Genomic DNA, 23,023 nt, shown 5'->3' on the forward strand with positions numbered 1-23,023 from the left:
GCCCCGGTTTGTGCCGGGGCCACGCACTCAGATCGCATCGAATTTTTTAGCCAACGCAAAGTCGCGCGCCGACAGGCCGTCGCAATCATGGGTGGTCAGCGTGACATCCACCCGATTGTAGACGTTGAACCATTCGGGGTGGTGATCTGCCTTTTCCGCCAGAATCGCGGCGGAGCTCATCCAGCCGAATGCCATGACGAAGGATTTGAACTTGTAGGTTTTTGTGATCGCATCGCCGTCGCGCGAATAGGTCCAACCGTCCAGCGCTTGCAATGCGCTGTCACATTCGGTGCGGTCCAGTTTTTGTATCATCACTCTTCTCTCTCAACATTGCGGAACGGGCCATAGGACGTGAGGATCTCGATCTCCTCGTCCACGGCCTCCCTCTCCGCCACCAGATAGGTGTCCACTGCCTTGCGAAAGCCGGGATCGGCGATCCAGTGCAGTGAATAGGTCGGCGTGGGCAGGTAGCCGCGCGCCAATTTGTGTTCGCCCTGCGCGCCTGCCTCAACCCGCGACAGGCCGTGCGCCAATGCCCAGTCGATGGCCTGATAATAGCAGACCTCGAAATGCAGGCAGGGGTGATCCTCAACACAGCCCCAATAGCGACCATATAGCGTATCAGCGCCGATCACGTTCATCGCGCCGGCAACCCAGCGGCCGCCCCGTTCGCACATCACCAGCAGGATATCATCGCGCAGGGTGGCCTGTGCCTCATCAAAAAACGCGCGGGTCAGATAGGGCGTGCCCCACTTTCGCGCGCCTGTGTCCTGATAAAACTGCCAGAAGGCATCCCAGTGCGATGGCTGGATCTGATCGCCGGTCAGCAGATGGATCGTGCCGCCGAAATCCTGAGCGGTGCGGCGCTCCTTGCGAATTGTCTTACGCTTGCGCGAGCTAAGGTCGGCGAGGAACGCATCGAAATTCGCATAGTCGCGATTGAACCAGTGAAATTGCTGGCCCGTGCGCTGTAACAGGCCCGCCGCGCCGCCCGCTTCATATTCCTGTTGGGTGCAAAATGTGATGTGGGCGGAGGAAAGCTCGTTCTCGCTGGCCAATTGGACCAAGCCCTGCATCAGCGCCGATTGCCCGATTGCCTCGCTGCCCGATCGGGTCAGAAAGCGCCGCCCGGTTGCGGGGGTAAAGGGGATCGCGCCCTGTAGCTTGGGGTAATATTGCCCGCCTGCCCGCTCATACGCATCCGCCCAGTTATGGTCGAAGATATACTCGCCCTGCGAATGCCCCTTGGCGTATAGCGGCATAACGCCCAGCACCTGACCGCCAGCACGCGCAACCAGATGGCGCGCCTGCCAGCCCGTGCGCGGCCCGACGGAGCCGGAGCGTTCAAGCGCGCTCAAAAACCGATGAGTGCTAAAGGGATCGCGGGGGCGTCCACCCTCCGGATTTGCGCAGGCATCCCAGTCAGCGGCGTCGATTTGGGTGAGGTCACCAAGGACGTCAATCTCAATCCGGGTATCATCGCGCATGTTCCGCCTCCTGCTCGTATCCCATTTGGCGTCTGATGCAGCATGATCAAGCGATATGCTGCATCAGTTTGGTATAAATCCCTGATGGGATCATTCGGGGGTATAGCCCTCAAACGTGATCTGGTCCGCGACATGCAGCGCCGTTTCCGCCTGTTCAGCCGAACGGATCGTCCATGTCAGGATTGGGAAGCCCCGATCGCGCAGCGTCAGCACCTGCCGCGTATCCAGCGATGCCCGATTATGCGAGATGAAGCACGCACCCGACGGGATCAAATCCCGCATCTCGGCCAGCTTTTCCCGACGGGCCGCAGGCACCATTGGCCAGTGTTCCGCCGAAAAGGCATCTGTCACCAATCCACGTGGAATATCGGGGGCAAAGCCACCAAATACGCGGATCGAATTCGGGTTGAACCCCATCACGGCAACAGGTCCGTCATAGCCCAGCAGCACATCAGCCACCGCACGCTCCAGCGCGCCGACCGATGGGCCCAGGCTGCCATCCTGGTCCTTGATCTCAACAACCAGCGGCACCTGTCCGGCAACAACGTCCAGCACCTGTTGCAGCGTGGGGATACACTCATCCCCGCCCAGCAACAGGATCGCCTGCAACTGTTCGGTCGAGTGCAGGCGAATCCAGCCCTCGCGCCCAGTCAGCCGGTCCAGCGCGTAATCGTGGAACACCATTGGCGTGCCGTCCGAGGAGGGCTGCACGTCTACCTCGATCCCCCAGCCGCCCGCGACTGCGGCACGAATGGCCGCGAGCGAGTTTTCGGGGCACCCCGGCCCATGCAACGCGCGATGCGCCACAGGGCGGGCCAGAAATTCAGAGGGAAGTTTCATCATTCGATCTCGAAAATGCCTTCAACCTCAACCGCGACGCCAAAGGGCAGCGACGAGGAGCCAACAGCCGAACGTGCGTGGCGGCCCTTATCACCGAACACCTCAACCATCAGGTCCGATGCGCCGTTCACCACCGCAGGGTGGTCGCCAAAATCGCCGGTCGCGTTGACGAAGCCGTTCAGTTTGACCACGCGCACCTTGTCCAGATCGCCAACAGCCTTACGCACCTGCGCGATCAGCGACAGGCCACACAAACGGGCCGCGGCGGCGCCATCCTCAACGGAATAACCGGCCCCCAACTGGCCCACGACCAGTTTACCGTCCTGAATAGGCACCTGACCCGACACGTAGAGCAGGTTTCCGGTGCGGACCGTTGGCACGTAATTCGCCGCAGGCGCAGCCGCATCGGGCAATGTGATGTTCAATTCTGCGAGGCGCGCATCGATGGACATGGGAATCTCCTTGGAAATAGCGTTCAGGTTTCACGGAACGCTTTGGTAAAGTAATCGGTTAGCGGCTTGGTCAGGAAGGTCAGCGGGCTACGCTCACCGGTCTGGATATAGGCCTCAACCGGCATCCCGGGGACCAGTTCCACGTCGTTCAGCTTCTCGATCTCACCGTCATAAGGCAGGATTTGCGCCTCGTAATAATTCAGGCCGCTTGCCTCATCCGTCAGAACATCCGCCGAAATACGGGTCACAACGCCGTAAAGTTCAGGCGTGGTGCGTTGGTCAAAGGCGGAAAAGCGCAACACCGCCTCCTGCCCCACAACGATCTGGTCGATATTGATCGTCTCAATCCGGCTGGCGATGACCAGCGGGCTGTCCTGCGGCACGATATACATCACCGGATCAGCCGACCGGATGACCGAGCGTAGGGCATGCACCGTACTGCCATAAACAATGCCCGAAACGGGGGCGCGGATTTCCAGCCGCGACAGGGTTTCGATGGCGGATAGGCGACGCTCACGCAGCTCATTCTCACGATATTGGGCATCGCGCAGGGTGGTGATCGCGTCCTCCTGCCGTGTGGTGTGCAGGCTGATGATTTCGATCTCCAGCTCCGCAATCCGGCCTCGGCTTTCCGCGACCGATGCGACCAGTTCGCCAACCTGACCGCGCAAGGATGCTTCCTCACGCCGCAGGGACAGAACGCGGCTAGCCTGTGCAAGCCCGCGATCCAGAAGCGATTGCTGGTCGATCAATTCCTCGGCAATCAGGGCGAGTTGTTCGTTCAGCGCGGCAAGCTGCACATTGCGCCCCTCGATCAGCTCATCAATCTGGGTTTGGCGCTCGCGCAGCTGGCTAACCTGCTGTGCATTGGATTCGACCCGCGTGTTAAACAGACGGATTTGTCCACCGACCAGTTCCGCCACCTCCTCGTTCGTGGCGGCGATTTCCAGCAAGCCATCGTCGAAGCGGATGATGTCCAGATCCTCACTTTCCGCACGCAGGCGTCCGCGACGGGCGATCAGTTCGTAATACTGGCTTTCGATAATGGCCAATTCGGAGAGAAGCATCGTGTCATCCAGCCGGATCAGGATTTCGCCTGCCTCGACCACGTCGCCATCATCGACGAAGATTTCGCCAACCACGCCGCCCTCAGGGTGCTGGATGATCTGGCGGTTTGATTCGACCTCAAGCTGACCGGACGCGATGATTGCGCCTGCGATTGTCGTTGTAATGGACCAAGTCAGCACGCCGCCAATCAGGGCCAGCAGGGCGAGTGCGCCCAGTGCAATCGGGCGAACTGCGCTCCACTTTGCTGGTTCGCTCATGATTTACGCTCCACATTCGGTGCCTTGGCTGGCGGGACTTGACCCAATGCAACGGATGCTGCGGGTTTTGCCTGATCTGATGCAATCGCGGGGGCGCGTTGTGTGGCAATCTTGGCTGGCTGTTCCGGATTTGCGGCCAGTTTCTCATGGTTTTTGACATTATTTCGCAATACGTCGTCCCGCTTTCCGAAATCCTTGACCATGCCGTTTTCCATCACCAGCAACAGTTCGCATTGCGCGATTGCAGCGGGCCGGTGGGCCATGATGATGACACTGCCGCCATTCGCCTTCATCTGTTCGATGGAGGCATTCATGGCGTTCGATCCCTCATTGTCCAGATTGGCATTGGGCTCATCCAATACAAGCAACACAGGTGAGCCGTATAGTGCACGGGCAAGGCCCAGACGTTGCCGTTGCCCACCAGACAGACGGCTGCCGCCGGACTGGATGCGGGTGTCGTATCCCTCGGGCAGTTTCAGGATCATCTCATGTGCGCCGGCCTTTTTAGCGGCCTCGACGATTTTTGCGGGGTCCGGGTTGGGCGATAAGCGTGCAATATTGTCGGCAACACTGGCATCGAACAGCGACACGTCCTGCGGCAAATACCCGATATGCTGGCCCAGAACCTCGCTTGAGAATTGTTCCAGCGCGGCACCATCCAGACGCACCTTGCCCTGAACAGCGGGCCAGATACCGGTGATCGCACGGGCCAGCGTGGATTTACCCGACGCACTTTGCCCGATTACACCCAGCGCCATACCCGGCCCGACGCGGAAGGAAACCGCCTTGAGCGTCGGGACCTTCTCACCGGGGGGCACAACGGTCAGGCCCGCTACGTCCAGCATCGCCTTGGGTCGGGGCAGCTCGGTCTTTTCCTCCTCCTCGGGGGTGGCCTCCAGCAATTGCGTCAGCGAGGTCCAACCCTGACGGGCGCGTTGTACCAGCGACCATTGGGCAATGGCTTGCTCGATCGGCGCCAGCGCCCGACCCAGCAGGATCGAACCGGCAATCATCGCACCGGGGGTCAGTTCGCCCTGCAACACCAAATAGGCGGCCAGCGCCAGCATGCCCGACTGCAAAAACAACCGCCATGTCTTCGAAAAGGTCGAGAAGGAACCGGACACGTCCGCCGCCTTGATCGAGGTTGCCAACGCCACATCGCGCTGTTGCCGCCACCGGCCCAGCACCGCACCGCGCATGCCCAGCGTTTGCACAACCTCCGCATCGCGGCGCACCGCCTCGGCAAAGGCCTCCGCCTGACCGGAGGCTTGCAAGCTCTCACGCTGGGGGGTTTTGGACAGCACCTGGTTCAGGACCGTCGCAATGATCAGAACCACGCCACCCGCAACGGCCATCCAGCCCAGCAGCGGATGAAAGAGGAAGATCGCGAACAGGAAAACCGGCGTCCATGGCAGATCGTAAAAGGCGAAGAGCGCAGGCGAGGACAGCAACCGCTGGATCGATTCCAGATCGCGCAGCCCCGTTGCAGGCCGGTTGCGGAAATTCGGATCGACCGAGCGCCGCAGCAAGGCATCAAATACCCGCCGGTCCAGCATGCTTTGAAACCGTGCACCGACACGGCCCAGAATGCGGCCCCGTGAATAGTCCAGCACCCCCATGATCGCGTAAAGCACCGCCACCAGCGCGAATAGCGCGACCAATGTCGCCTCGGACCGGCTGGCCAGAACGCGGTCATAGACCTGCAACATGAACAGCGGACCTGTCAGAACCAGAATATTCGCGAAAATGCTGAACAGCAGCACCACCCGGAATAGGCCGCGGCTTTTTTTGAGTGTCGCGCGAAGCTCTTCGCGTCCCGGTGCTGGGGGCTTGGCCGCCATGATCATCTACCTGTATTGAATATCACAGACCCTGTTGCCATTAGAATGTGACTAATTTTGGCGCGAAGGTCGCATTTTATCGGCTGATTAGCGTTGCTCTCTAATTGGGTTTAGCACCTGATTTCCACAGGTCCAAGGATTGGCAACCTTGACGCGCAACATATCTGCTATTGTAAGGGCCATACAACCACGAGCCCCGATCCGCGTAGTTTTGAATTGAGCGAGAACATAACCATGAAATTTATCCTGCGCGCGACCGCCGCCCCTGCCCTGCTGATCCTCGCTGCTTGTGCCAGCCCCGATGCAAATGAGACGGCCCTGATTGCCGACCCTGCGGAACCTGTGAACCGCGGCATCCATGCCTTTAACAAGGGCGCGGACACGATCATCATCCGCCCCGTCTCACAGGCCTATGGCACCATCATGCCGGAACCGGTTGAGCGTACCGTCGAGAATTTCATCGGCAATCTGGCCCTGCCCAGCGACATCGTAAACAACGCCCTACAAGGCGATACTGACGCGCTTGGCGATAACCTTGGCCGGTTTTTGATGAACACCACATTGGGGATGGGCGGATTGCTGGATGTTGCTGGCGATACCGGGATTGAGCGTCAGCCCGCCGATTTCGGGCAAACCCTAGCCACATATGGCGTGGGTGAGGGACCATATGTCGAACTGCCCCTTTACGGCCCCAGCACCGCGCGTGACGCAGTTGGTATCGTTGTTGACCTGATTACCGACCCCACCGGTCTGGCCGATGGCGATGCGGCACCCGATATCCTGACAGGCGCCTCAGTGGTTGCCGTTATCGACACGCGTGACGAGCTGGGACCGGTTCTAGACGGTATCCTGTACGATTCCGAGGACAGCTACTCCGCCGCCCAAACTGCCTATATTCAGCTTCGTCGCGCATTTGTGAATGGAACGGATGCCACCGATGAGGGGTTTGTAGACATATATGCTGAATAATTTCATTCGGAGAGAATAGCTTATCATGCCTATCTTCAGTTCCGCCCGCACCACATTGTTCGCGGCCCTATTTGCAGCAATGCCCATATCCGCCAGCGCCCTGACGCCGGAGGAAGCCACAGACCTGACCGACACCATCGTCGAGGAGGTTCTGGGCTATGTGAACAGTGACATGACGCTGGCCGAAAAACAGGCCGCGTTCCGTGAAACTATGGACCGCTACGCCGACACATCCGCCATTGGACGTTATGTTCTGGGTATTGAATGGCGCAACGCAACCCCGGCACAGCAAGAGGCCTTTGCCGATGCGTTCCGTGAATACCTCTCCAACAAATATGGCTCGCAGTTCAGCGGCTATGAGGGTGGCGAGATTTCCATTGGCAACGCAAACGACCTGGGCAATCGCGGTATCGTGGTTGAAAGCACAGTCGAACGCCCCGGTTCCAGTTCCATCGTGGTGCAGTGGCAGTTCTCTGATCGGTCCGGTCAACCCCTGCTGATCGATATCGTAGCCGAGGGCGTTAGCCTGCTGACCACGGAACGCACGGCCATCGCTAATATGCTGGACCGGCGTGGTGGTGATCTGGACGCGCTGATCGCGGACCTGCCCACGGCCCGCTAACCATCACGTATCCGTGAAAACTTGTCAGTTCCGATAATTCGGGACTGACGGCATCCTCGGCGTACCTACGGCAATATGCCGCGCTTGGGAGGCCATAATGAAAAAAACACTCGCACTCACCACCATTCTTGTCGGACTTGCCGGTGCCGCATCGGCGCAGGACTGTTCGATTGATGCAGGACAGGATCCATGGGATCTGACCTCTGATGAAGTTTCCGCAGTTTATGACTGTGTTGAGGCTGAGCTGGCCGCAGGATATGCCGCTGGCGACAATCCTGTTGCCGCCGAGTATCGCGACTGGGCTGTTACGGCGACGCTGCCTGGCCTTGCCGGTCCGCACTCGTCCCGTTTTCTGATGACATTCGCCAATGATGTCGCGGCGGAGCCTTATCGCAATTACGAAATCTCCGAGGAATTTGCGATGCCCGCCGGTTCCATTCTCGCGAAGGAAAGCTTTAGCTTTCGCGATACAGGAGCCGTCCGCCGTGGGCCGCTTTTCATCATGGAGAAGGTCGCAGCAGGCACCGCTGATGAATACGGCAACTGGGTCTATTCAGCTGTGCAGCCGAACGGCAACCCGATGGGGATTTCGCAATCCTTCTGCCATGATTGCCACGTCGCCTATTACGATCAGGACAATCTGGGTTATCCGCTGCCCGATCTGCGGATCGGGAACTAGCGTATCAGCGTTGCAAGGGCGGCATCCAGTGCCGCCCGTTGCGTGAATTGCAACCGCACGGGCAGTGGCATCACATGCGGGCGGAACCATTCCGGCAATCGCGCCGCGTCCTTTTCCGTTGTGACCAGCCGCGCATTCGCGGTTTGCGCCTCGTGCAACAGGCGTTGCAGCACAGCGTCGCTATAGGGTTCATGATCGCCAAAACCGTGGCTGGAGATCAGATCGACGCCCAAACCACGTAGGGTGGCGAACACTTTCTCGGGCCGTCCGATACCGGCAAAGGCGATCACCCGCAGGCCCGCCCATGGCATTCCTGTGGCCAGTGGCACGATCTGCCCCGTGACAACCGGCACCGCGCCAACATCCGGCACGGCGGCAGGCCCCAGCGCCAGCACCAGATCGGCGCGGGACAGCCCGCTTTCGATCGGTTCGCGCAAGGGACCGGCGGGTAGTAAGCGGCCATTGCCAAATCCGGTCGCCGTATCAACCACCAGGATCGACAGGTCCTTGGCCAGTTTCGGGTCCTGATACCCATCGTCGAGGATCACCGCATCAGCGCCCGCTGCGGCAGCGGCCTGTGCGCCGGCGACACGATCGCGCGACACCCAGACCGGCGCAAAGGCGCTGAGCATGACCGGCTCATCCCCGACCTGCGCTGCGGTCATGCCATCGGTGACTTGCAGAGGGCCTTGCTCCACCCCGCCGTAACCACGACTGAGGATATGGGGCTGTAATCCCAGTGCCTGTAATTCCGCGACCAGCGCAATCACAGTCGGGCTTTTGCCAGTGCCGCCCACCGTCAGGTTGCCGACACAGATTACGGGAATGGAAACGCGCTGTGCCGCTCCACGTGCCTGCCTGCGGGCCGCGCCAAACCGCCACAAAACCTCAAGCGGGCGCAACAGCGTCGCCTGCCAGCCTGCCTGCCGTGTATACCAGAATGCTGGCGCCCTCACCGCTTCACCGCCTCAGCCACGACAGGGCTAAGCAGGGACAGCACACGGTCCAATGTACCCGCACCGGCCGAGGATAAATCCCACGCCGCTGTGGCCATCGTTGCCGCCCGATCAGGTCGCACCAGATCGGAGATAGCAGCGGCAAGGTCAGCGGCACCCGTCACCTCGACCGCCGCGCCTGCCTTGTGCAACTGGCGATAGGCGTCCTCAAAATTCGCGATATGCGGGCCGTGCACGATGGCAGACCCTAACGCAGCAGGCTCAAACGGATTGTGCCCACCAATCGCCACCAGCGACCCGCCGACCATCGAAACGGGGCATAGCCTGTACCACAGGCCCAGCTCCCCCAATGTGTCGGCGACGTAAATCTCATCGCTTTCCTGAATGTCATCGCCACGGCTGCGTAAACCAACGCGCCAGCCGTCACTCTCCAGCATGGAGGCAACTTCCGGCCCCCGCTCAGGATGACGCGGCACGAGGATCAACGCCAGCCCCGGTGCGCTGCGCCGTGCAAGCCGATGCGCCTGCGCCACGATCGTTTCCTCGCCCCGATGGGTCGAGGCGGCGCACCAGACCGGCGTGGCACCCAGCCGCGCGTTCAGCCGCTTACGTTCCACATCATCATGGGGCAACGGCGCGGCGCTATCCTTGAGCGAGCCAGTCACCTCAACACAATCGGGCAGTGCGCCCATGCGCAACAGACGGTCCCGCGTGGCCTGATCTTGCGTCATGATGATGTCGAAGGACCGCACAATCCGCTTCGCCGCAGCAGGTGCCCACCGCCATGTCTTGGCCGAGCGTTCTGACATGCGCGCATTTAGCAGGATCAACGGCACCTTGCACCGCTTTACCTCGGCCAACATGGTCGGCCAGAACTCGCTTTCCGTCCATAGCACCAGATCAGGCTGCCAATGATCCAGAAAGCTGCGCACAGGCTGCGCAAAATCGAGGGGGTAGAATTGATGTATCGCGTTTTCAGGCAGGCGGCTGGCCATCAACTGCGCCGAGGTAACGGTGCCCGTCGTGACCAGCACGCGCAGTTCGGGCCAGCGCAATTCGATGCGGCGGATCAGGTCCAGCACCGATAGCGATTCACCGACGGAGGCCGCGTGGAACCACACCAGCGGTCCGTCAGGGCGGGGGCGACCAGCGATGCCCATACGCTCCGCTACGCGCTCCGGATCTTCCTTACCCAGGCCAAGGCGTTTGTTCAGGGCACGGCGGCCGAACCCCTCACCCATATGGGAAAACATCCGGTACAGGCCCAGCCCGATAGAGGGCATCACGCTTCCTCCGCCACGGCCTGCGTATAGACATCCTTACGCCCTGCCAGCCGGTCCGCAGCGACGGTCACGGCCAGCATCGCGTTTTCCACATCCAGACGAAACCGTTCCACCACATCGCGGTCGGCGTGATCTGTTGGCGGGACCAGTTGATCGCCCCAAACCAAGTGAATGCGGGTAAACGGCAGCGGCACCATGGCGCGGTCCCAGCTGTTAAAGGTGATCGCCCGCGATGATGACCATGCAAGCGGCAGAACAGGCACCCCTGCCCGCATTGCAATCGCCGCAACCCCGAAATGGCACACGCCACGTGGCCCCTTTGGTCCATCCGGTGTCATCGCAATAATTCCGGCAGGTGCTTCACGCAAAAACCGCAACGCCGCAGCCATTGCCGCCGCACCGCCCTTTTGCTTGCTCGGCTTTTTGGGGTTCGAGCTAGAGCCGCGAATCATTTTGATGCCGAACGGTTCCAGAAACTGCGCGGCGAATTCGCCATCGCCCGAACGGGATGCAATTGCCGTGACGGCCAGCCCGCAAAAGGAATCATAGGTCGCGCCCAGCAAGCGGCCATGCCAGATGCTATAGACGAGGCTAACCTGACCATTCAGGGCGCGCGTGCGCAGGGCGGTATTGCCCGAAACATCCACCCGTGCGGTCAGCCAAACCAACCGTAGGTAGACATGAAACAACCATCCCAGCACACGCATTTTACTGGCTTCAGCTCAGCTCTTCGGTCGAGGATGCTGCTGCTTCCTCGTCCCGCAGGCGGTGCAGGTGGGCGATGAAATAGCGGGTTTGCGCATCATCAACGGTGCGATGTGCCGCGTCCTTCCATGCGCTGTAAGCGCTTTTGTAATCGGGGAAAATTCCGACGACATCGATCTGGGACACATCGGTGAATGTGGTTTTCTGCGTGTCGGTCAACTCACCACCGAATACGAGGTGCAGGCGCTGTGTCATCGGGCTCTCCGCTACAGGGTTGAAGTGTCGCGCACCCTAGTCACGGTGCGTAGAAGGTCAAGTTGATGCATTGCCGGAGCTGGAAACCAGATCAGCATGCAGGTCCGGCCCCGCCGCAATCAATCCGTTCAACTGCGCGCTGGGGGTATTAAACCGCAAATCAGTGCCGGTCAGGTCGGATACCTGCGCACCGGCCTGTTGCGCGATCAGCGCACCGGCGGCGATGTCCCATTCCCACACCTTTCGAAAGGTAACCGTACCGTCCACGTCACCCTCCGCCAATCGGGTCAGGCGTAGGGCCAGCGCCCCACCCCGCATCGGCGCGATATGGTCACTGCCATTCGGCCAGAACTGTGTGTCGAGCTGGTTTTGCGGGATAGAGACCCGCGCAGGAACCTGTGCAGCCCCGATGACAAGAGGCGCATCATTGCACAAGGCACCACGCCCCAGCGCCGCGCTGTAGATATGGCCAGTCACGGGCATCAGCACGACACCGGCGACGGGAATGCCATCCTCAACCACACCGATTGAAATCGCCCAACCGTTTCGCCCCTTGATAAAACTGACAGTGCCGTCAATCGGATCAACGATAAAGCACCGGCGGCGCTGCAAACGATCAGGTGCGTCGGCGGTTTCCTCGGACAGCCAGCCATAATCGGGGCGGGCGTTTAGCAATTGTTCCTTGAGCAACTGGTCCACCGCCAAATCGGCAACGGAAACCGGTCCTTGGCCCTGCCCCTTGTCCCACACCTCTGGCGATTGCCCGAAATAGCGCAGGGCGACCTGCGCCCCGGCTGTTGCGGCATCGATCAGCAGGGCGCGGTCGGCGTCATGCTCCCGCAATTGTCAGCCCCTCAACCAGCAGGCTGGGCACAACGCGGCTAAGATGCAGGCGCGCATCATTGGCGGGGATGATGCTCATCAACATCTCGCGCAGATTGCCCGCGACAGTGCATTCGTTGACCGGCCGCACGATCTGACCGTTTTCAACCCAGAAGCCGGACGCGCCACGCGAATAGTCACCCGTCGTCGGATTGATCGAGGACCCGATCAGCGAGGTGATCAACAGCCCTGTACCCATTTCCGCCAACAATTCGTCGCGGGTTTTGTCGCCCTGCGTCAACGTCAGGTTCCCGACCGAGGGGGACGGCGCACCGCCTGTGCCCCGCGCCGCATTCGCGGTGGACGTCATGCCAAGCTGCCGCGCCGTTGCCAGATCCAGCGTCCAGCCGGTCAGCATCCCGTCCGCCACCAAATCACGCCGCTGCGTTGGCAGCCCCTCACCATCAAAGGGACGCGAGCCGCCTGCGCGGGCGCGGTGCGGGTCCTCGGTCAGGGACAGGCCGTCGGGCAGAATCTGCGCGCCCAGCGCATCCTTGAGCCAGCTAGACCCACGCGCAACCGACGCGCCATTGCTGGCCTGCACCAGATGCCCGATCAGGCCAGAGCTGATCCGCTCATCATACAGCACCGGATAACGGCCCGTTGGCGGCTTGGATGCACCTGCGCGTTCAACCGCGCGTTCACCTGCGATACGCCCGATTTCAGCGGGGGATAGCAGGTCGGAGCGGTGGGTCCGGCTGTCGCCGTAATAATCCCGCTCCATCGTTAGCCCCTCGCCCGAAATCGCAACCGAGGATACCGACCAGCCTGTGCGGCCATATCCGGCGGAAAACCCGTTGCTGGCGGCCAGATGCATCTGGCGTGTGGACCAACCGGCCCCCGATGCCTGTGTCTGCGTTACATTCGCAACGTCCAGCGCAGCGGCCTCCGCCTCCAGCGCCCATTGCTCCAGCATTTGCGGGTCGGGACGTTCATCATCAATCAGGTCCAGCGCGGTCGCGTTGGTATCCTGCGCCAGCGCCTCTGGCTCGGCCAATCCGCACCATGGATCATCGGGGGCGATCTGCGCCATTGCAACGGCCCGCTGTGCCAAGGTGGTAATCATCTCCGCCCGAATATCGGATGCAGACACACTGGCCTGTTTTTGCCCGATCATCACGCGCAGACCGATTGCGGTCCCCTCGGATCGCTCGGCATGCTCCAGGGCGCCCTTGAGCACCTCAATAGACAGGCTGTCATCAGTGATTGCCACTGCATCGGCAGCATCGGCGCCCGCCTTGCGCGCAGCGTCGATCAGGGCGTGGGTCAGGTCGGAGAGATGTTGTGTCATGCCATCCGATTTGGCCCGCGCAACTGCTCTGGTCAAGTCCACAGCCCGTCAGTGGCCCAAATATACCCTAGAACCAGTCTGTATCCGCATCCAGACAGGTCCGATCCATGGATTCCAGCAAGTCCAGTTGCGGCCCTGTTGCGGGCAACTCATACCGGAAAAAATAGCGCATCGTGGCGGTTTTGCCCTGCGCAAAGCCGGGATCGCTATGGCCCTGCGCGGCGATGGCCTGTCGCAACCACATCCACGCCATGACCACGTGTCCCAGCATATCCAGATAGATGGTTGCATTGGCCAGATACGCCTTCGGATCACTGGCCGCCTGCGCCGCCATGCCCGCAGTGACCGCGCCAACCCGTTGCAACAGCGCGCCCAGCTGATCGCGTTCCTGCGGGAAAGCATCCGCCGTGCCGAGGGTCACCATGATTTCCTGCGCCAAGGCACGTAGCGGCGCGCCGCCATCCTGCACCACCTTGCGCCCTAGCAAGTCCATGCCCTGCACGCCCTTGGTCCCCTCATGAATCGGGTTCAGGCGATTGTCGCGGTATAAACGCTCCACCGGATAGTCACGAGTATAGCCGTAGCCCCCGTGAATCTGGATCGCGATATCATTTGCCCGCAACGCGAATTCCGACGGCCATGATTTCACAACGGGTGTCAAAATGGCGAGGAGCAGCTCCACCCCATCCTCACCCGCGCGCAGACGGTCCACCAGACTGGCCGCATATAGGCACAGCGCCAGCGAGCCCTCGGCATAGCTGCGTGCCTGCATCAATTGGCGACGCACATCGGCATGTTCGATAATCGGCACCATAGGCGAGGCCGGATCGCGATTATCCACGGCGCGGCCCTGCGTCCGTTCCCGCGCATATTCGACCGCATGCAGATAGCCGCTAACGCCCAGAACGGACGCGCCCTGCCCGACGCCGATCCGCGCCTCGTTCATCATATGGAACATCACGGACAGGCCGCGATTTTCCTCACCTATCAGATAGCCAACGGCGCCACCCTGCTCGCCAAAATTCAGCGCGCAATTGGTCGTGCCGCGATAGCCCATTTTGTGGTTCAATCCGGCCAGATGCACGTCGTTAAGCGTACCATCCTCCAGAAATTTCGGGACTATGAAGAGCGATATCCCCTTGGTGCCCGCCGGTCCGCCCGGCACCTTGGCCAGCACCAGATGGATGATGTTTTCACCCATTTCATGCGCCCCGCCCGAGATCCACATCTTGTTCCCGAACAGGCGGTAGCTGCCATCATCCTGCGGCTCGGCCCGCGTGCGAATATCGGCCAGTGACGATCCTGCCTGCGGTTCGCTCAAACACATGGTGCCGAAATAGCGGCCCTCGATAATCGGGGTTAGATACGCGGCCTTTTGCGCCTCGGTTCCGTATTCGGCCAGCAAATTGCCAGCGGCCAGCGCCAGAAACGGATAGGCGGCAAAGCCCACATTCGCCGCCGTAAACCACCCCGCCGCAGCCTGACATAGCAGATAGGGCAGACCCATGCCGCCATCCGCCTCGGCAAATCCGGCGGCGGGAAAACCTGCCTGTGCATAGGCGGTCAGAGCGGCTTCAGTTTCGGGGATCAGGTGAACATGCGTCCCGTCAAAGCTGGGCTCCTGCGCGTCAGCCTTGGCCGCGAAGGGTTGAAACATGTCCTCGGCCAGACGCTCCGCCGTGGTCAGGATCGCATCCGCTATCGCCCGATCATGGCCCGTTGCCGTCAGCGTCGCCTCAATATCCAGCAGATCATAGAGCAGGAAGTTCAGGTCGGTCGCGTCCAGAATATTTGGCATCGGGCATCTCCTTTGCGCGCAGCTTGCGCTGTGCGGGTGGTGCTGTCAGCCCTGACGCGACGTCGCGGCGGCGGTCAAATCGCAGGACATAACCACCGCATCAACAGGACCGGTTGCCCGCTGATAATAGCCCCTACGCCGCCCCGTGATTTGAAAACCTGCGCCGGAATATAGCGCCATTGCGCCGATATTATCCGCCGCAACCTCCAGAAACATGGTCAGCGCGCCGCGATCACGTGCGGCCTGCATTAGCCGAGCCAACATCCGCTGCCCATGCCCACGGCCCTGTTCCACCGGATCAACGCAGATCGTCAGCAGCTCTGCCTCATCCGCGATCACACGGATCACGCCCAACGCATGGTTATCTGAGTGAATGCTGTCCAAGCGAGAGGTCGCGAATTCCGCGAATTCCGATGCGCTCCATGGTCGCGGGCCGTCATCGAAACAGCGGGCATGCAGTGCGGCCAGTTCTGCGGATGTCATGGCAACAGGGTTGGAGGGGCTTCGCTAGGCACCGCCGCATCAGCGGGCCGCAAATATAGCGGCGCGGGGCGCTCAACCGTGCCTGCCGCGATCCGCTCAGCAGCCAAACGTGCAATAGCGGCAAGGTCAGCATGGGGTGCCTCACGCCAATCGGTGGAGGCCAAACGCTCCGCCACTTCCTCCGCCCGATGGCCGACAATGTGCCAGCACTGGGGGGCCGCCTGCGCGATCTCGTCAATCTCCAGCATATCGGGGGCATTAACCGCCTGCCCGTCGCGGAACAGTTGCGAGTAAAGCCGCCCCTGACGCGCATCGGCCACGACCAATGCCTCACCCTGCAACGGGGCAAGGCTGTCCAGCGCGCTGACGCCCACCGCGGGAATTCCACGGGACAGGGCAAGTCCGCGCGCCGCGGCTACAGCAATACGGATACCGGTGAAATTACCCGGGCCGGTACAAACCGCCAGCGCATCCACCGCGAATCCATCGCTGACATCAGATAGCATAGGCATCAGGCGTTCGGCCTGCCCCTTGCTCATTTCTTCGCGCGCATGGGCCAGCATTCGGCCACCCGAAAACAGCGCGACCGCGCAATGTGCGGCCGACGTGTCAAATGCCAGAATGCGAAGATCAGATTCCGACAGGACGAACCTCCGTCACCTCGGGGATGTAATGGCGCAGCAGGTTTTCGATGCCGTGCTTCAACGTCATGGTCGAGGACGGGCAGCCCGCGCATGCGCCCTGCATGTGCAGGTAAACAACACCGCGATCAAAGCCATGGAACGTGATGTCGCCGCCATCCTGCGCAACGGCAGGACGGACGCGGGTGTCCAGCAACGTCTTGATCTGGCCAACGATTTCGCCGTCCTCACCAGTATGTTCGGCGTGACCAACGGTTCCGGCCTCACCCTCCATTACAGGGGCACCGGACTGGAAATGCTCCATCACTGCGCCCAAAATTGCAGGCTTGATATGATCCCACATAACGGTATCGGTTTTGGTCACGGTCACGAAATCAGGGCCAAAGAAGACGCCGGCCACGCCCTCCACACCGAAAATCCGCTTGGCCAAGGGGGACGCCTCGGCCGCCTCGACACTGGGGAAATCAGCGGTGCCAGCGGACATGACAGCCTGACCGGGCAGGAATTTTAGCGTAGCGGGGTTTGGTGTTGCTTCGGTTTGGATGAACATGGTGCGCTCCTTGGTTGTCCCTAAAATGGCCATCCTGAGAGAAACATTCAAGATATATCTGGAATGATTCCAAGTTAGAGCAGGATGACCGCAAAAGTATGCTCAGCAAACGGAGCGGATTTGATCCAACGTCATGCCCCCGGGCACGACCGTTACCGGCACAGGCATATCGCCCGCCATACGCCCAGCAAGCTGTGTGACCAGCGGACCGGGGCCATCGCCATGGGTTCCCGCAGCCAGAACCAGCACGCCAATCTCACGATCCTCATGGATTTGAGCCAGTACCTCCTTGGCCGTTTCTCCCTCACGGATCACCAGCTCGGGCTCCATGCCCTCATTCTCGCGTATCTTTTCGGCAAAAAAAGCGAACTTCTCCTCAACCTTTTCGCGCGCCTCGGCCCGCATCAAGTCACCTATCCCGACCCAGTGCTGAAATGCCTCGGGCTGAATCACGGCTAGAATTTGTACACCGCCGGTCGTGTTCTTCGCACGTAGCGCGGCAAAGCGAATGGCGTTGATGCACTCTGGGCTATCATCCAGAACCACTAGGAACTTGCGCATCTTCAGGCCTCCCTATCGTTGGCGCGGCAGCCGCGCGTCTGGCAGAATGGCCCATCGCCCGACACCGCGCAACACGTTCGCGTTAATAACCAGCGCGGCATTTTGGTGCGTGCGCTACCCTATCCGGCCAAGCGGTCCACCATGTCCGGCCGTATCCACACCGGACGCCCCCGGGCAACCGTAGCCACCAGCGATAGGTCGCGCTGGTCCAGCACCACCAGATCGCTACGTCGCCCCACCGCAATTTGCCCCCGATCCGCCACCCCCATCACGCGCGCCGGTCCGGCGGAAACCAGATGCCATGCTTGTGGCAATGGCATGCCCTGCGCAACCAAATGGCGCACAACATCCAGCGGCGTATGATTGTCATAGCCAGATGCCATCACAACGCACGCCGCACCGCGCCCCTGCATCACAGTTGCTGCCGACAAGACGATATCACCGTTGGCGGGCGCGTCTGTCGGAAACTCAACGATGCTGACGCCCATATCCCGCATCGCCGCATCCGCAGCACCGTGTAGCCCAAGCCGAACCGGAGGCAGTTCCGCGATCAATTGCGCCACAGAAACATTGGCCATGTACCCTTGGGAACTGTGCGCCCTTTGGTTGGGCAGTAGCATAACATAGCCCACCCTAGCCGCCCGAACGAAGCGGGCAATTGCGTTGAATTCCGCGTTCATCTGGACCTCGACCCGCAACTGCATGCGCAGGTCGATGCCACCAGTCCAAGCAGCCAATGCCGTGGCCAGTGTGCGGGCCGTATCGGGGATACACGCCCCGCCCTGCCAGCCCCATGGTTGTGCCAGATAAGCGGTGGTCGTTCCGGCGGCGGTAAGTTGCGCAGATAGAACCGGTAGCGGGCGATCCGTAGCACCTATGTGCAGGTCGATAATACCGGGCAGCAGGACGCATCCCGACAAATCGACAGGCCGCCCGCCATCACGGCAAATCAGCCCTGAGCTTAGGGAAATCGAGGTATCCTCGAACCTATCATCCAGCAAAACACGCGCGCCATTCAGGCGCAGGTCGGGGGCTAAGTGATGTGCGTTGGTCATAAGCTGCCCCGTCAATGCGTCGAACATCCCTAAACCTGTATCAGGGTGGCGCATAAATAGGCGCCGCGCCGGTCAAGGGGAAGCATTGGTGTTAAACAGGACGAAAAACCTAGAGATTAGAAAAAATATTATATATCAAAATCAATTTATTGACGATTAAACCTAATGTAACCGCGTCAGCAAGCGATAAAACGAGGCAACCTCCGCAACAAAGCTGCCGCGAAGGTGCCTATCGGGCGGCCATCTGGCCCATGGAACCGCCCGATTTCTTAAACCGTGCCGCCCAGCGAACCCTCAAGCGTGGCGAGCTGTTGCCCGCCCGCCATCATGTCCTGCAACCCCTCTGGCGTGACGGTTTGCCGGTCGGCAGTACCCAGCGTTTGGCCGCGATTCAGAACGGTAAACCGATCACCCACTGCCAGCGCGTGACGCACGTTGTGGGTGATGAAAACCACCGCGATGCCCTGCTTGCGCACCTTGTCGATCGTTGACAGCACGTTCGACGTTTGCCGCACGCCAAGCGCCGAGGTCGGCTCGTCCAGGATCAGCACCTTCGCCCCGAAATGCACGGCGCGTGCGATGGCGACGGTCTGACGCTCACCCCCTGACAACGTGCCAACGGCCTGATCGGGACCACGCAGGTTGATCCCCATTTCACGCATTTCGCGCATCGTGATCTCGTTCGCATGGTCGTGGTCGTAAAAGGACAGGCCCAGCCGTTTGCGTGTTGGCTCGTTCCCCATAAAGAAGTTCCGCGCCACCGACATCAGCGGGATCATCGCTAGATCTTGATACACGGTGGCAATTCCGGCTGAAATCGCATCGCGTGGATCGTCGAAATGCAGGGGTTTTCCCTCGAACAGGATATCGCCCTTAGTGGGTTTGTGCACGCCCGACATCGTTTTGATGAAGGTCGATTTCCCCGCGCCGTTATCGCCCAGCAGGCAATGGCATTCGCCGGGATAGACCTCCAACGTCACTCCGGCCAGCGCGATGACCGCGCCGAAGTGCTTCTCGATATTGTTCATGCGGATGATAGGTTCGGCCATATCAACGCTCCCCGGTGATGATGCGGCGGATATAGGTGTTGAGGATGACCGCCATCAGCAGAATCACGCCAAGGAACACCCGAAACAGGCTGGATTCCACATTGGCAAAGAACAGACCCTGCTGCACCACGCCAAAGATCAACGCACCCAGCGCCGCCCCCAGAACGGATCCGTAACCGCCGGTCAGCAATGCGCCGCCGATAACCACCGCGATGATCGCCTCGAATTCCTTGAGCAAGCCACGGCCCGCATCCGCCGATCCGAACTCCATCACCTGACAGGTGGCCAAAACCGTGGCGCAGAATGCGGTGAACATGAACATCAGGATTTTAACCCGATTGACCGGCACACCGACATATCGCGCCGCCTGCGCATCGCCACCACAGGCGAAAATCCAGTTGCCGAATTTCGTTTTGGTCAGCAGCACATGACCGAAAACAATCAGCACAACCGCCCATACGACCATCATCGGAATGCCATCAACAACGGGCTGACCCGCGCGGTTTCCACGCTCGAACACTGCGATGATGCCCTGATCGCCCAGCCACTGGAACAAGCCTGTGCCGACCTTGCCGCCGAAAACAGGGGCGAGCCAGTCGCCCTCGGCCAACTCGCGCAGGCCGCCAATATTGGTTTTCCGCTCCAGAAACTGCGGCAATGCAATGGACAGCCCGCGCAGGATAAACAGAAAGGCCAGTGTAACGATAAAGCTGGGCAGCCCCGTTCGCACCACGATAAAACCGTTTAGCGCGCCGATTGCGATACAAACCACAAAGGTCAGCAGAATGGCCAACCAGATCGGCAGCGAGAATGTCGTTGCCAGCAGCGCAATGCCCATCCCCGCAAAGCCGATCATCGACCCCACGGACAGATCGAATTCGCCTGCGATCATCAGCAAACAGGCGCCAACAGCGATGATCATGAACTGCGCGCTGACCGTGGACCAGTTCATCACGCCCTGCGCGTTGAACATGCCGCTATCATAGGCAACCAAACCGAAAAAGGTGAAGACAGCGACCGTACCGATCATGCCGCCCAGCTCGGGCCGGATCAGGGCCTTTCGCAGTGATGAGATTTCCTTGACGCGCTCGTCAGATGCGCCCTGCACTATGCCGGACATGCCCGCTCTCCTTTAGATGAAAACGGTGGGGGACGAACGCCCCCCACCCGGAATTTTCAGCGGTACTCGCCCGCGAATTCCTCGACCTTGCTCAGCGCATCAACAGTCACGAAACCCGGACCGGAGTTGATGTTGTTGCCCGGCAAAACGCCAAAGCGGTCATAGTTGGTCAGAACAACAACCGGCAGATAGGCCTGTAGGAATGGCTGCTGATCGATGCCCCAGTTGATGGTGCCGTCCTTGATCGCGCTCACAATCTCTGTGCCCAGATCGAAGGTGCCGAAATAGATTTCGCCGTCCAGACCCATCTCCTTGACCGCCTGAATGGTCGGATCAGCCGAGGTTGGGCCCAGCGTCAGGATTGCGTCTGTATCGGGGTTTGCGGTCAGATAGGCGGTAACGCGGTTCTTGATCTCCGCCGGGTCCTGCCCGCTGTCGATCATGCTGTCGCCCAAATCCACGCCCAGACCGTCGGCAAAGCCGCGGCAACGCTCACCCACTACGGTGTTGCTGATGACGTGGTTGACGCAAACGAAGCTTTCCACACCGTCACGCGCCGCGCGCATACCGGCAGCATGGCCCGCATCATATTCAGGCTGGCCAACGAACATCAGCGCACCAACATCTGCGACCTGCTCGGGCGTACCGGAATTCATGATGATGACGTTGATACCCTGATCAACAGCCGCGCGAATCGGGCCGGACAGAACGTCGAAATCGGCCAGCGTGGTGATGATGCCGTTGGGCTGCGAGGCTGCGGCCTGATCGATGATGCGCGCCATGTCGGCCAGATCACCGGTAGGCGGGTTGCGATACTCAACCTCAACATCCATCTGCTCACCCGCCAGGGCGATGCCGTTTTTGATTGTATTCCACCAGCTATCGCTGTCAGGCGCGTGGCTGACGAGAACGTAGCGCTCACCCTCGGCCAATGCGGTGGTTGCTGTCAGGGACGCTGCCGCGAATGCGGCGGCCACGCCAATTGTTTTCACAATGGTCTTCATGATCTTCCTCCCAATTGGATGGCCGTACAGGCCAAAAGAGCGGTTGGTCCGCTTCTTCGCCCTCAGACAAACACAGGTGAATTCATTTTGCAACCGGTTGCAAAAAAATCGATATACCGACCTGTTCTCCGTTCAGCGCATCGCGTATCAATATACAGAACAAGGGGATGCAGATGGTCGTAACACTCAAGGACGTAGCGGAGCTTGCAGGCGTGTCGCGCTCCGCTGTGTCACGCACATTTACCGAGGGCGCATCCGTTTCCGACAAAACACGGCGCAAGGTGAAAAAAGCGGCAGATTCGTTAGGCTACAGCCCGAATGCGTTGGCCTCGTCACTGACCACGGGGCGGACAAAGCTGATCGGACTGGTGGCGGATAACTTTCACAACCCGATTTTTCTGGAGGTCTTTGACCTGTTCACCAAGGGATTGCAGGATCGCGGCTTGCGCCCCCTGTTGGTGAACCTGTCGGATGAGCGCGACCCCGAACACTCGATCCGCATGTTGCAACAATATTCCGTGGACGGCGTGATCGTCGCGTCCTCGACCCTGCCGCCAAATTTCGCGCAGGCCTTTCGCGAGGCAAAGGTCCCCGTCGTGCATTCCTTTGGCCGTCATTCCGACAGCCCGAATGTGCATGTTGTGGGCATTGATAACGCCGCAGGTGGGCGCATGGCCGCGCATGAGCTGATCCGCCGCGGCTATAAAAAGGTCGCGTTTCTGGGGGGGCCGGTTGATGCAACCTCGACGCAGGATCGCCTGCATGGCTTTGCTCAGGAAATCCTGCGTCAGCCCGATATGGAACTGACATATACCTTCGCCAGCGCCTATTCCTTTGATGCAGGGCGGATCGAAATGACCAAGAGTTTGATGACCGATCCCGCGCAGGCCTATTTTTGCGGCGATGACGTTCTGTCCATTGGTGCGCTATCTGCCGTTACCTCCGCAGGATTGCGCGTGCCGCAGGATGTCGGGATTATCGGGCTGAACGATATGGAAATGGCTCGCTGGGAAAACATCAACCTGACCACGATTCACCAGCCTGTGAAGCAGATCATCGCGTCGTCCATTGAGCTGATCGTGGGCATGTTAACCGACCCCAACCGCGCGCCGGAGGCACGATTATGCCCCTGTCACGTAGTGGAACGGGGCACATTGCGCCTCGCCCCGTAACGA

General features: G+C 60.3%; 25 protein-coding genes. 4 read left to right on the forward strand and 21 right to left on the reverse strand.

All coding sequences use genetic code 11. From position 1 onward, the window contains the following. Window positions 1–27: 27 nt before the first annotated feature. From CR254_RS03315 to CR254_RS03340, 6 genes are all read right to left on the reverse strand, one after another. Entirely contained in the window at window positions 28–312 is a 285-nt protein-coding gene (locus tag CR254_RS03315) for a 4a-hydroxytetrahydrobiopterin dehydratase (protein ID WP_219617972.1), read from the reverse strand. Beyond that, the gene (locus CR254_RS03320) at window positions 312–1,487 is read right to left on the reverse strand and encodes a GNAT family N-acetyltransferase (RefSeq protein WP_097928376.1); all 1,176 of its coding nucleotides are present in this window, start codon (window positions 1,485–1,487) and stop codon (window positions 312–314) included. Before CR254_RS03320 ends, CR254_RS03315 begins: the two co-directional genes overlap by 1 nt. Window positions 1,488–1,577: 90 nt before the next feature. Next, window positions 1,578–2,327, reverse strand: coding sequence for a glycerophosphodiester phosphodiesterase family protein (locus tag CR254_RS03325; RefSeq protein ID WP_342744464.1), 750 nt, complete (start codon window positions 2,325–2,327; stop codon window positions 1,578–1,580). Then, on the reverse strand, window positions 2,327–2,779 hold the full coding sequence (locus CR254_RS03330) for a RidA family protein (protein ID WP_097928378.1): 453 nt from the start codon (window positions 2,777–2,779) through the stop codon (window positions 2,327–2,329). Before CR254_RS03330 ends, CR254_RS03325 begins: the two co-directional genes overlap by 1 nt. Window positions 2,780–2,802: 23 nt before the next feature. After that, on the reverse strand, window positions 2,803–4,104 hold the full coding sequence (locus CR254_RS03335; protein WP_097928379.1) for an HlyD family type I secretion periplasmic adaptor subunit: 1,302 nt from the start codon (window positions 4,102–4,104) through the stop codon (window positions 2,803–2,805). Beyond that, on the reverse strand, window positions 4,101–5,945 hold the full coding sequence (locus CR254_RS03340) for a type I secretion system permease/ATPase (protein WP_097928881.1): 1,845 nt from the start codon (window positions 5,943–5,945) through the stop codon (window positions 4,101–4,103). The genes CR254_RS03335 and CR254_RS03340 overlap by 4 nt, the downstream gene beginning before the upstream one ends. A gap of 234 nt (window positions 5,946–6,179) precedes the next feature. Here CR254_RS03340 and CR254_RS03345 point away from each other — a divergent pair, with 234 nt between their 5' ends. From CR254_RS03345 to CR254_RS03355, 3 genes are all read left to right on the forward strand, one after another. Continuing rightward, window positions 6,180–6,914: an MlaA family lipoprotein gene (locus CR254_RS03345; protein WP_097928380.1), complete on the forward strand. Its 735-nt coding sequence runs from the start codon at window positions 6,180–6,182 to the stop codon at window positions 6,912–6,914. A gap of 25 nt (window positions 6,915–6,939) precedes the next feature. Next, the gene (locus CR254_RS03350; RefSeq protein ID WP_097928381.1) at window positions 6,940–7,536 is read left to right on the forward strand and encodes an MlaC/ttg2D family ABC transporter substrate-binding protein; all 597 of its coding nucleotides are present in this window, start codon (window positions 6,940–6,942) and stop codon (window positions 7,534–7,536) included. A 97-nt stretch (window positions 7,537–7,633) separates the two neighbouring features. Then, entirely contained in the window at window positions 7,634–8,215 is a 582-nt protein-coding gene (locus CR254_RS03355; protein WP_097928382.1) for a cytochrome P460 family protein, read from the forward strand. Here CR254_RS03355 and lpxK read toward each other — a convergent pair. From lpxK to CR254_RS03430, 15 genes are all read right to left on the reverse strand, one after another. Further along, the gene (gene lpxK, locus CR254_RS03360) at window positions 8,212–9,171 is read right to left on the reverse strand and encodes a tetraacyldisaccharide 4'-kinase (protein ID WP_097928383.1); all 960 of its coding nucleotides are present in this window, start codon (window positions 9,169–9,171) and stop codon (window positions 8,212–8,214) included. The genes CR254_RS03355 and lpxK overlap by 4 nt on opposite strands. Next, the gene (locus CR254_RS03365) at window positions 9,168–10,454 is read right to left on the reverse strand and encodes a 3-deoxy-D-manno-octulosonic acid transferase (RefSeq protein ID WP_245851424.1); all 1,287 of its coding nucleotides are present in this window, start codon (window positions 10,452–10,454) and stop codon (window positions 9,168–9,170) included. The genes lpxK and CR254_RS03365 overlap by 4 nt, the downstream gene beginning before the upstream one ends. Then, on the reverse strand, window positions 10,454–11,161 hold the full coding sequence (locus tag CR254_RS03370; protein ID WP_097928384.1) for a lysophospholipid acyltransferase family protein: 708 nt from the start codon (window positions 11,159–11,161) through the stop codon (window positions 10,454–10,456). The genes CR254_RS03365 and CR254_RS03370 overlap by 1 nt, the downstream gene beginning before the upstream one ends. 10 nt (window positions 11,162–11,171) lie before the next feature. Continuing rightward, entirely contained in the window at window positions 11,172–11,414 is a 243-nt protein-coding gene (locus CR254_RS03375; protein ID WP_097928385.1) for a DUF4170 domain-containing protein, read from the reverse strand. A gap of 57 nt (window positions 11,415–11,471) precedes the next feature. After that, window positions 11,472–12,257 carry a 3'(2'),5'-bisphosphate nucleotidase CysQ gene (locus CR254_RS03380; RefSeq protein WP_097928386.1) on the reverse strand — a complete coding sequence of 262 codons (786 nt, stop codon included), beginning with the start codon at window positions 12,255–12,257 and terminating at the stop codon, window positions 11,472–11,474. Next, complete coding sequence (locus tag CR254_RS03385) at window positions 12,244–13,587, reverse strand: TldD/PmbA family protein (protein WP_097928387.1); 1,344 nt, start codon at window positions 13,585–13,587, stop codon at window positions 12,244–12,246. The genes CR254_RS03380 and CR254_RS03385 overlap by 14 nt, the downstream gene beginning before the upstream one ends. Window positions 13,588–13,654: 67 nt before the next feature. Further along, window positions 13,655–15,385 (reverse strand): acyl-CoA dehydrogenase family protein, encoded by a 1,731-nt coding sequence (locus tag CR254_RS03390; RefSeq protein ID WP_097928388.1) that lies wholly within the window; start codon window positions 15,383–15,385, stop codon window positions 13,655–13,657. A gap of 45 nt (window positions 15,386–15,430) precedes the next feature. Beyond that, the gene (locus CR254_RS03395) at window positions 15,431–15,868 is read right to left on the reverse strand and encodes a GNAT family N-acetyltransferase (protein ID WP_097928389.1); all 438 of its coding nucleotides are present in this window, start codon (window positions 15,866–15,868) and stop codon (window positions 15,431–15,433) included. Next, window positions 15,865–16,512, reverse strand: coding sequence for a tRNA (adenosine(37)-N6)-threonylcarbamoyltransferase complex dimerization subunit type 1 TsaB (gene tsaB / locus CR254_RS03400; RefSeq protein ID WP_097928390.1), 648 nt, complete (start codon window positions 16,510–16,512; stop codon window positions 15,865–15,867). The genes CR254_RS03395 and tsaB overlap by 4 nt, the downstream gene beginning before the upstream one ends. Continuing rightward, window positions 16,499–17,059: a NifU family protein gene (locus CR254_RS03405; RefSeq protein WP_097928391.1), complete on the reverse strand. Its 561-nt coding sequence runs from the start codon at window positions 17,057–17,059 to the stop codon at window positions 16,499–16,501. The genes tsaB and CR254_RS03405 overlap by 14 nt, the downstream gene beginning before the upstream one ends. Before the next feature lie 102 nt (window positions 17,060–17,161). After that, window positions 17,162–17,620, reverse strand: coding sequence for a universal stress protein (locus CR254_RS03410; protein WP_097928392.1), 459 nt, complete (start codon window positions 17,618–17,620; stop codon window positions 17,162–17,164). Window positions 17,621–17,739: 119 nt separating this feature from the next. Continuing rightward, on the reverse strand, window positions 17,740–18,675 hold the full coding sequence (locus CR254_RS03415) for an amidohydrolase family protein (protein WP_097928393.1): 936 nt from the start codon (window positions 18,673–18,675) through the stop codon (window positions 17,740–17,742). Window positions 18,676–18,944: 269 nt separating this feature from the next. Further along, a complete protein-coding gene (locus CR254_RS03420; RefSeq protein WP_097928394.1) occupies window positions 18,945–19,724 on the reverse strand; it encodes an ATP-binding cassette domain-containing protein in 780 nt (259 codons plus the stop codon). Window position 19,725: 1 nt separating this feature from the next. Beyond that, window positions 19,726–20,844: an ABC transporter permease gene (locus tag CR254_RS03425; protein ID WP_097928395.1), complete on the reverse strand. Its 1,119-nt coding sequence runs from the start codon at window positions 20,842–20,844 to the stop codon at window positions 19,726–19,728. Window positions 20,845–20,900: 56 nt separating this feature from the next. Then, window positions 20,901–21,848, reverse strand: coding sequence for a sugar ABC transporter substrate-binding protein (locus tag CR254_RS03430; protein ID WP_097928396.1), 948 nt, complete (start codon window positions 21,846–21,848; stop codon window positions 20,901–20,903). Between the two features lie 173 nt (window positions 21,849–22,021). Between CR254_RS03430 and CR254_RS03435 the strand changes: the two genes are divergently transcribed. Continuing rightward, window positions 22,022–23,020 carry a LacI family DNA-binding transcriptional regulator gene (locus CR254_RS03435; RefSeq protein ID WP_097928397.1) on the forward strand — a complete coding sequence of 333 codons (999 nt, stop codon included), beginning with the start codon at window positions 22,022–22,024 and terminating at the stop codon, window positions 23,018–23,020. Window positions 23,021–23,023 lie beyond the last annotated feature (3 nt).

The organism is Pontivivens marinum, assembly GCF_900231835.1.
GTDB lineage: Bacteria > Pseudomonadota > Alphaproteobacteria > Rhodobacterales > Rhodobacteraceae > Pontivivens > Pontivivens marinum.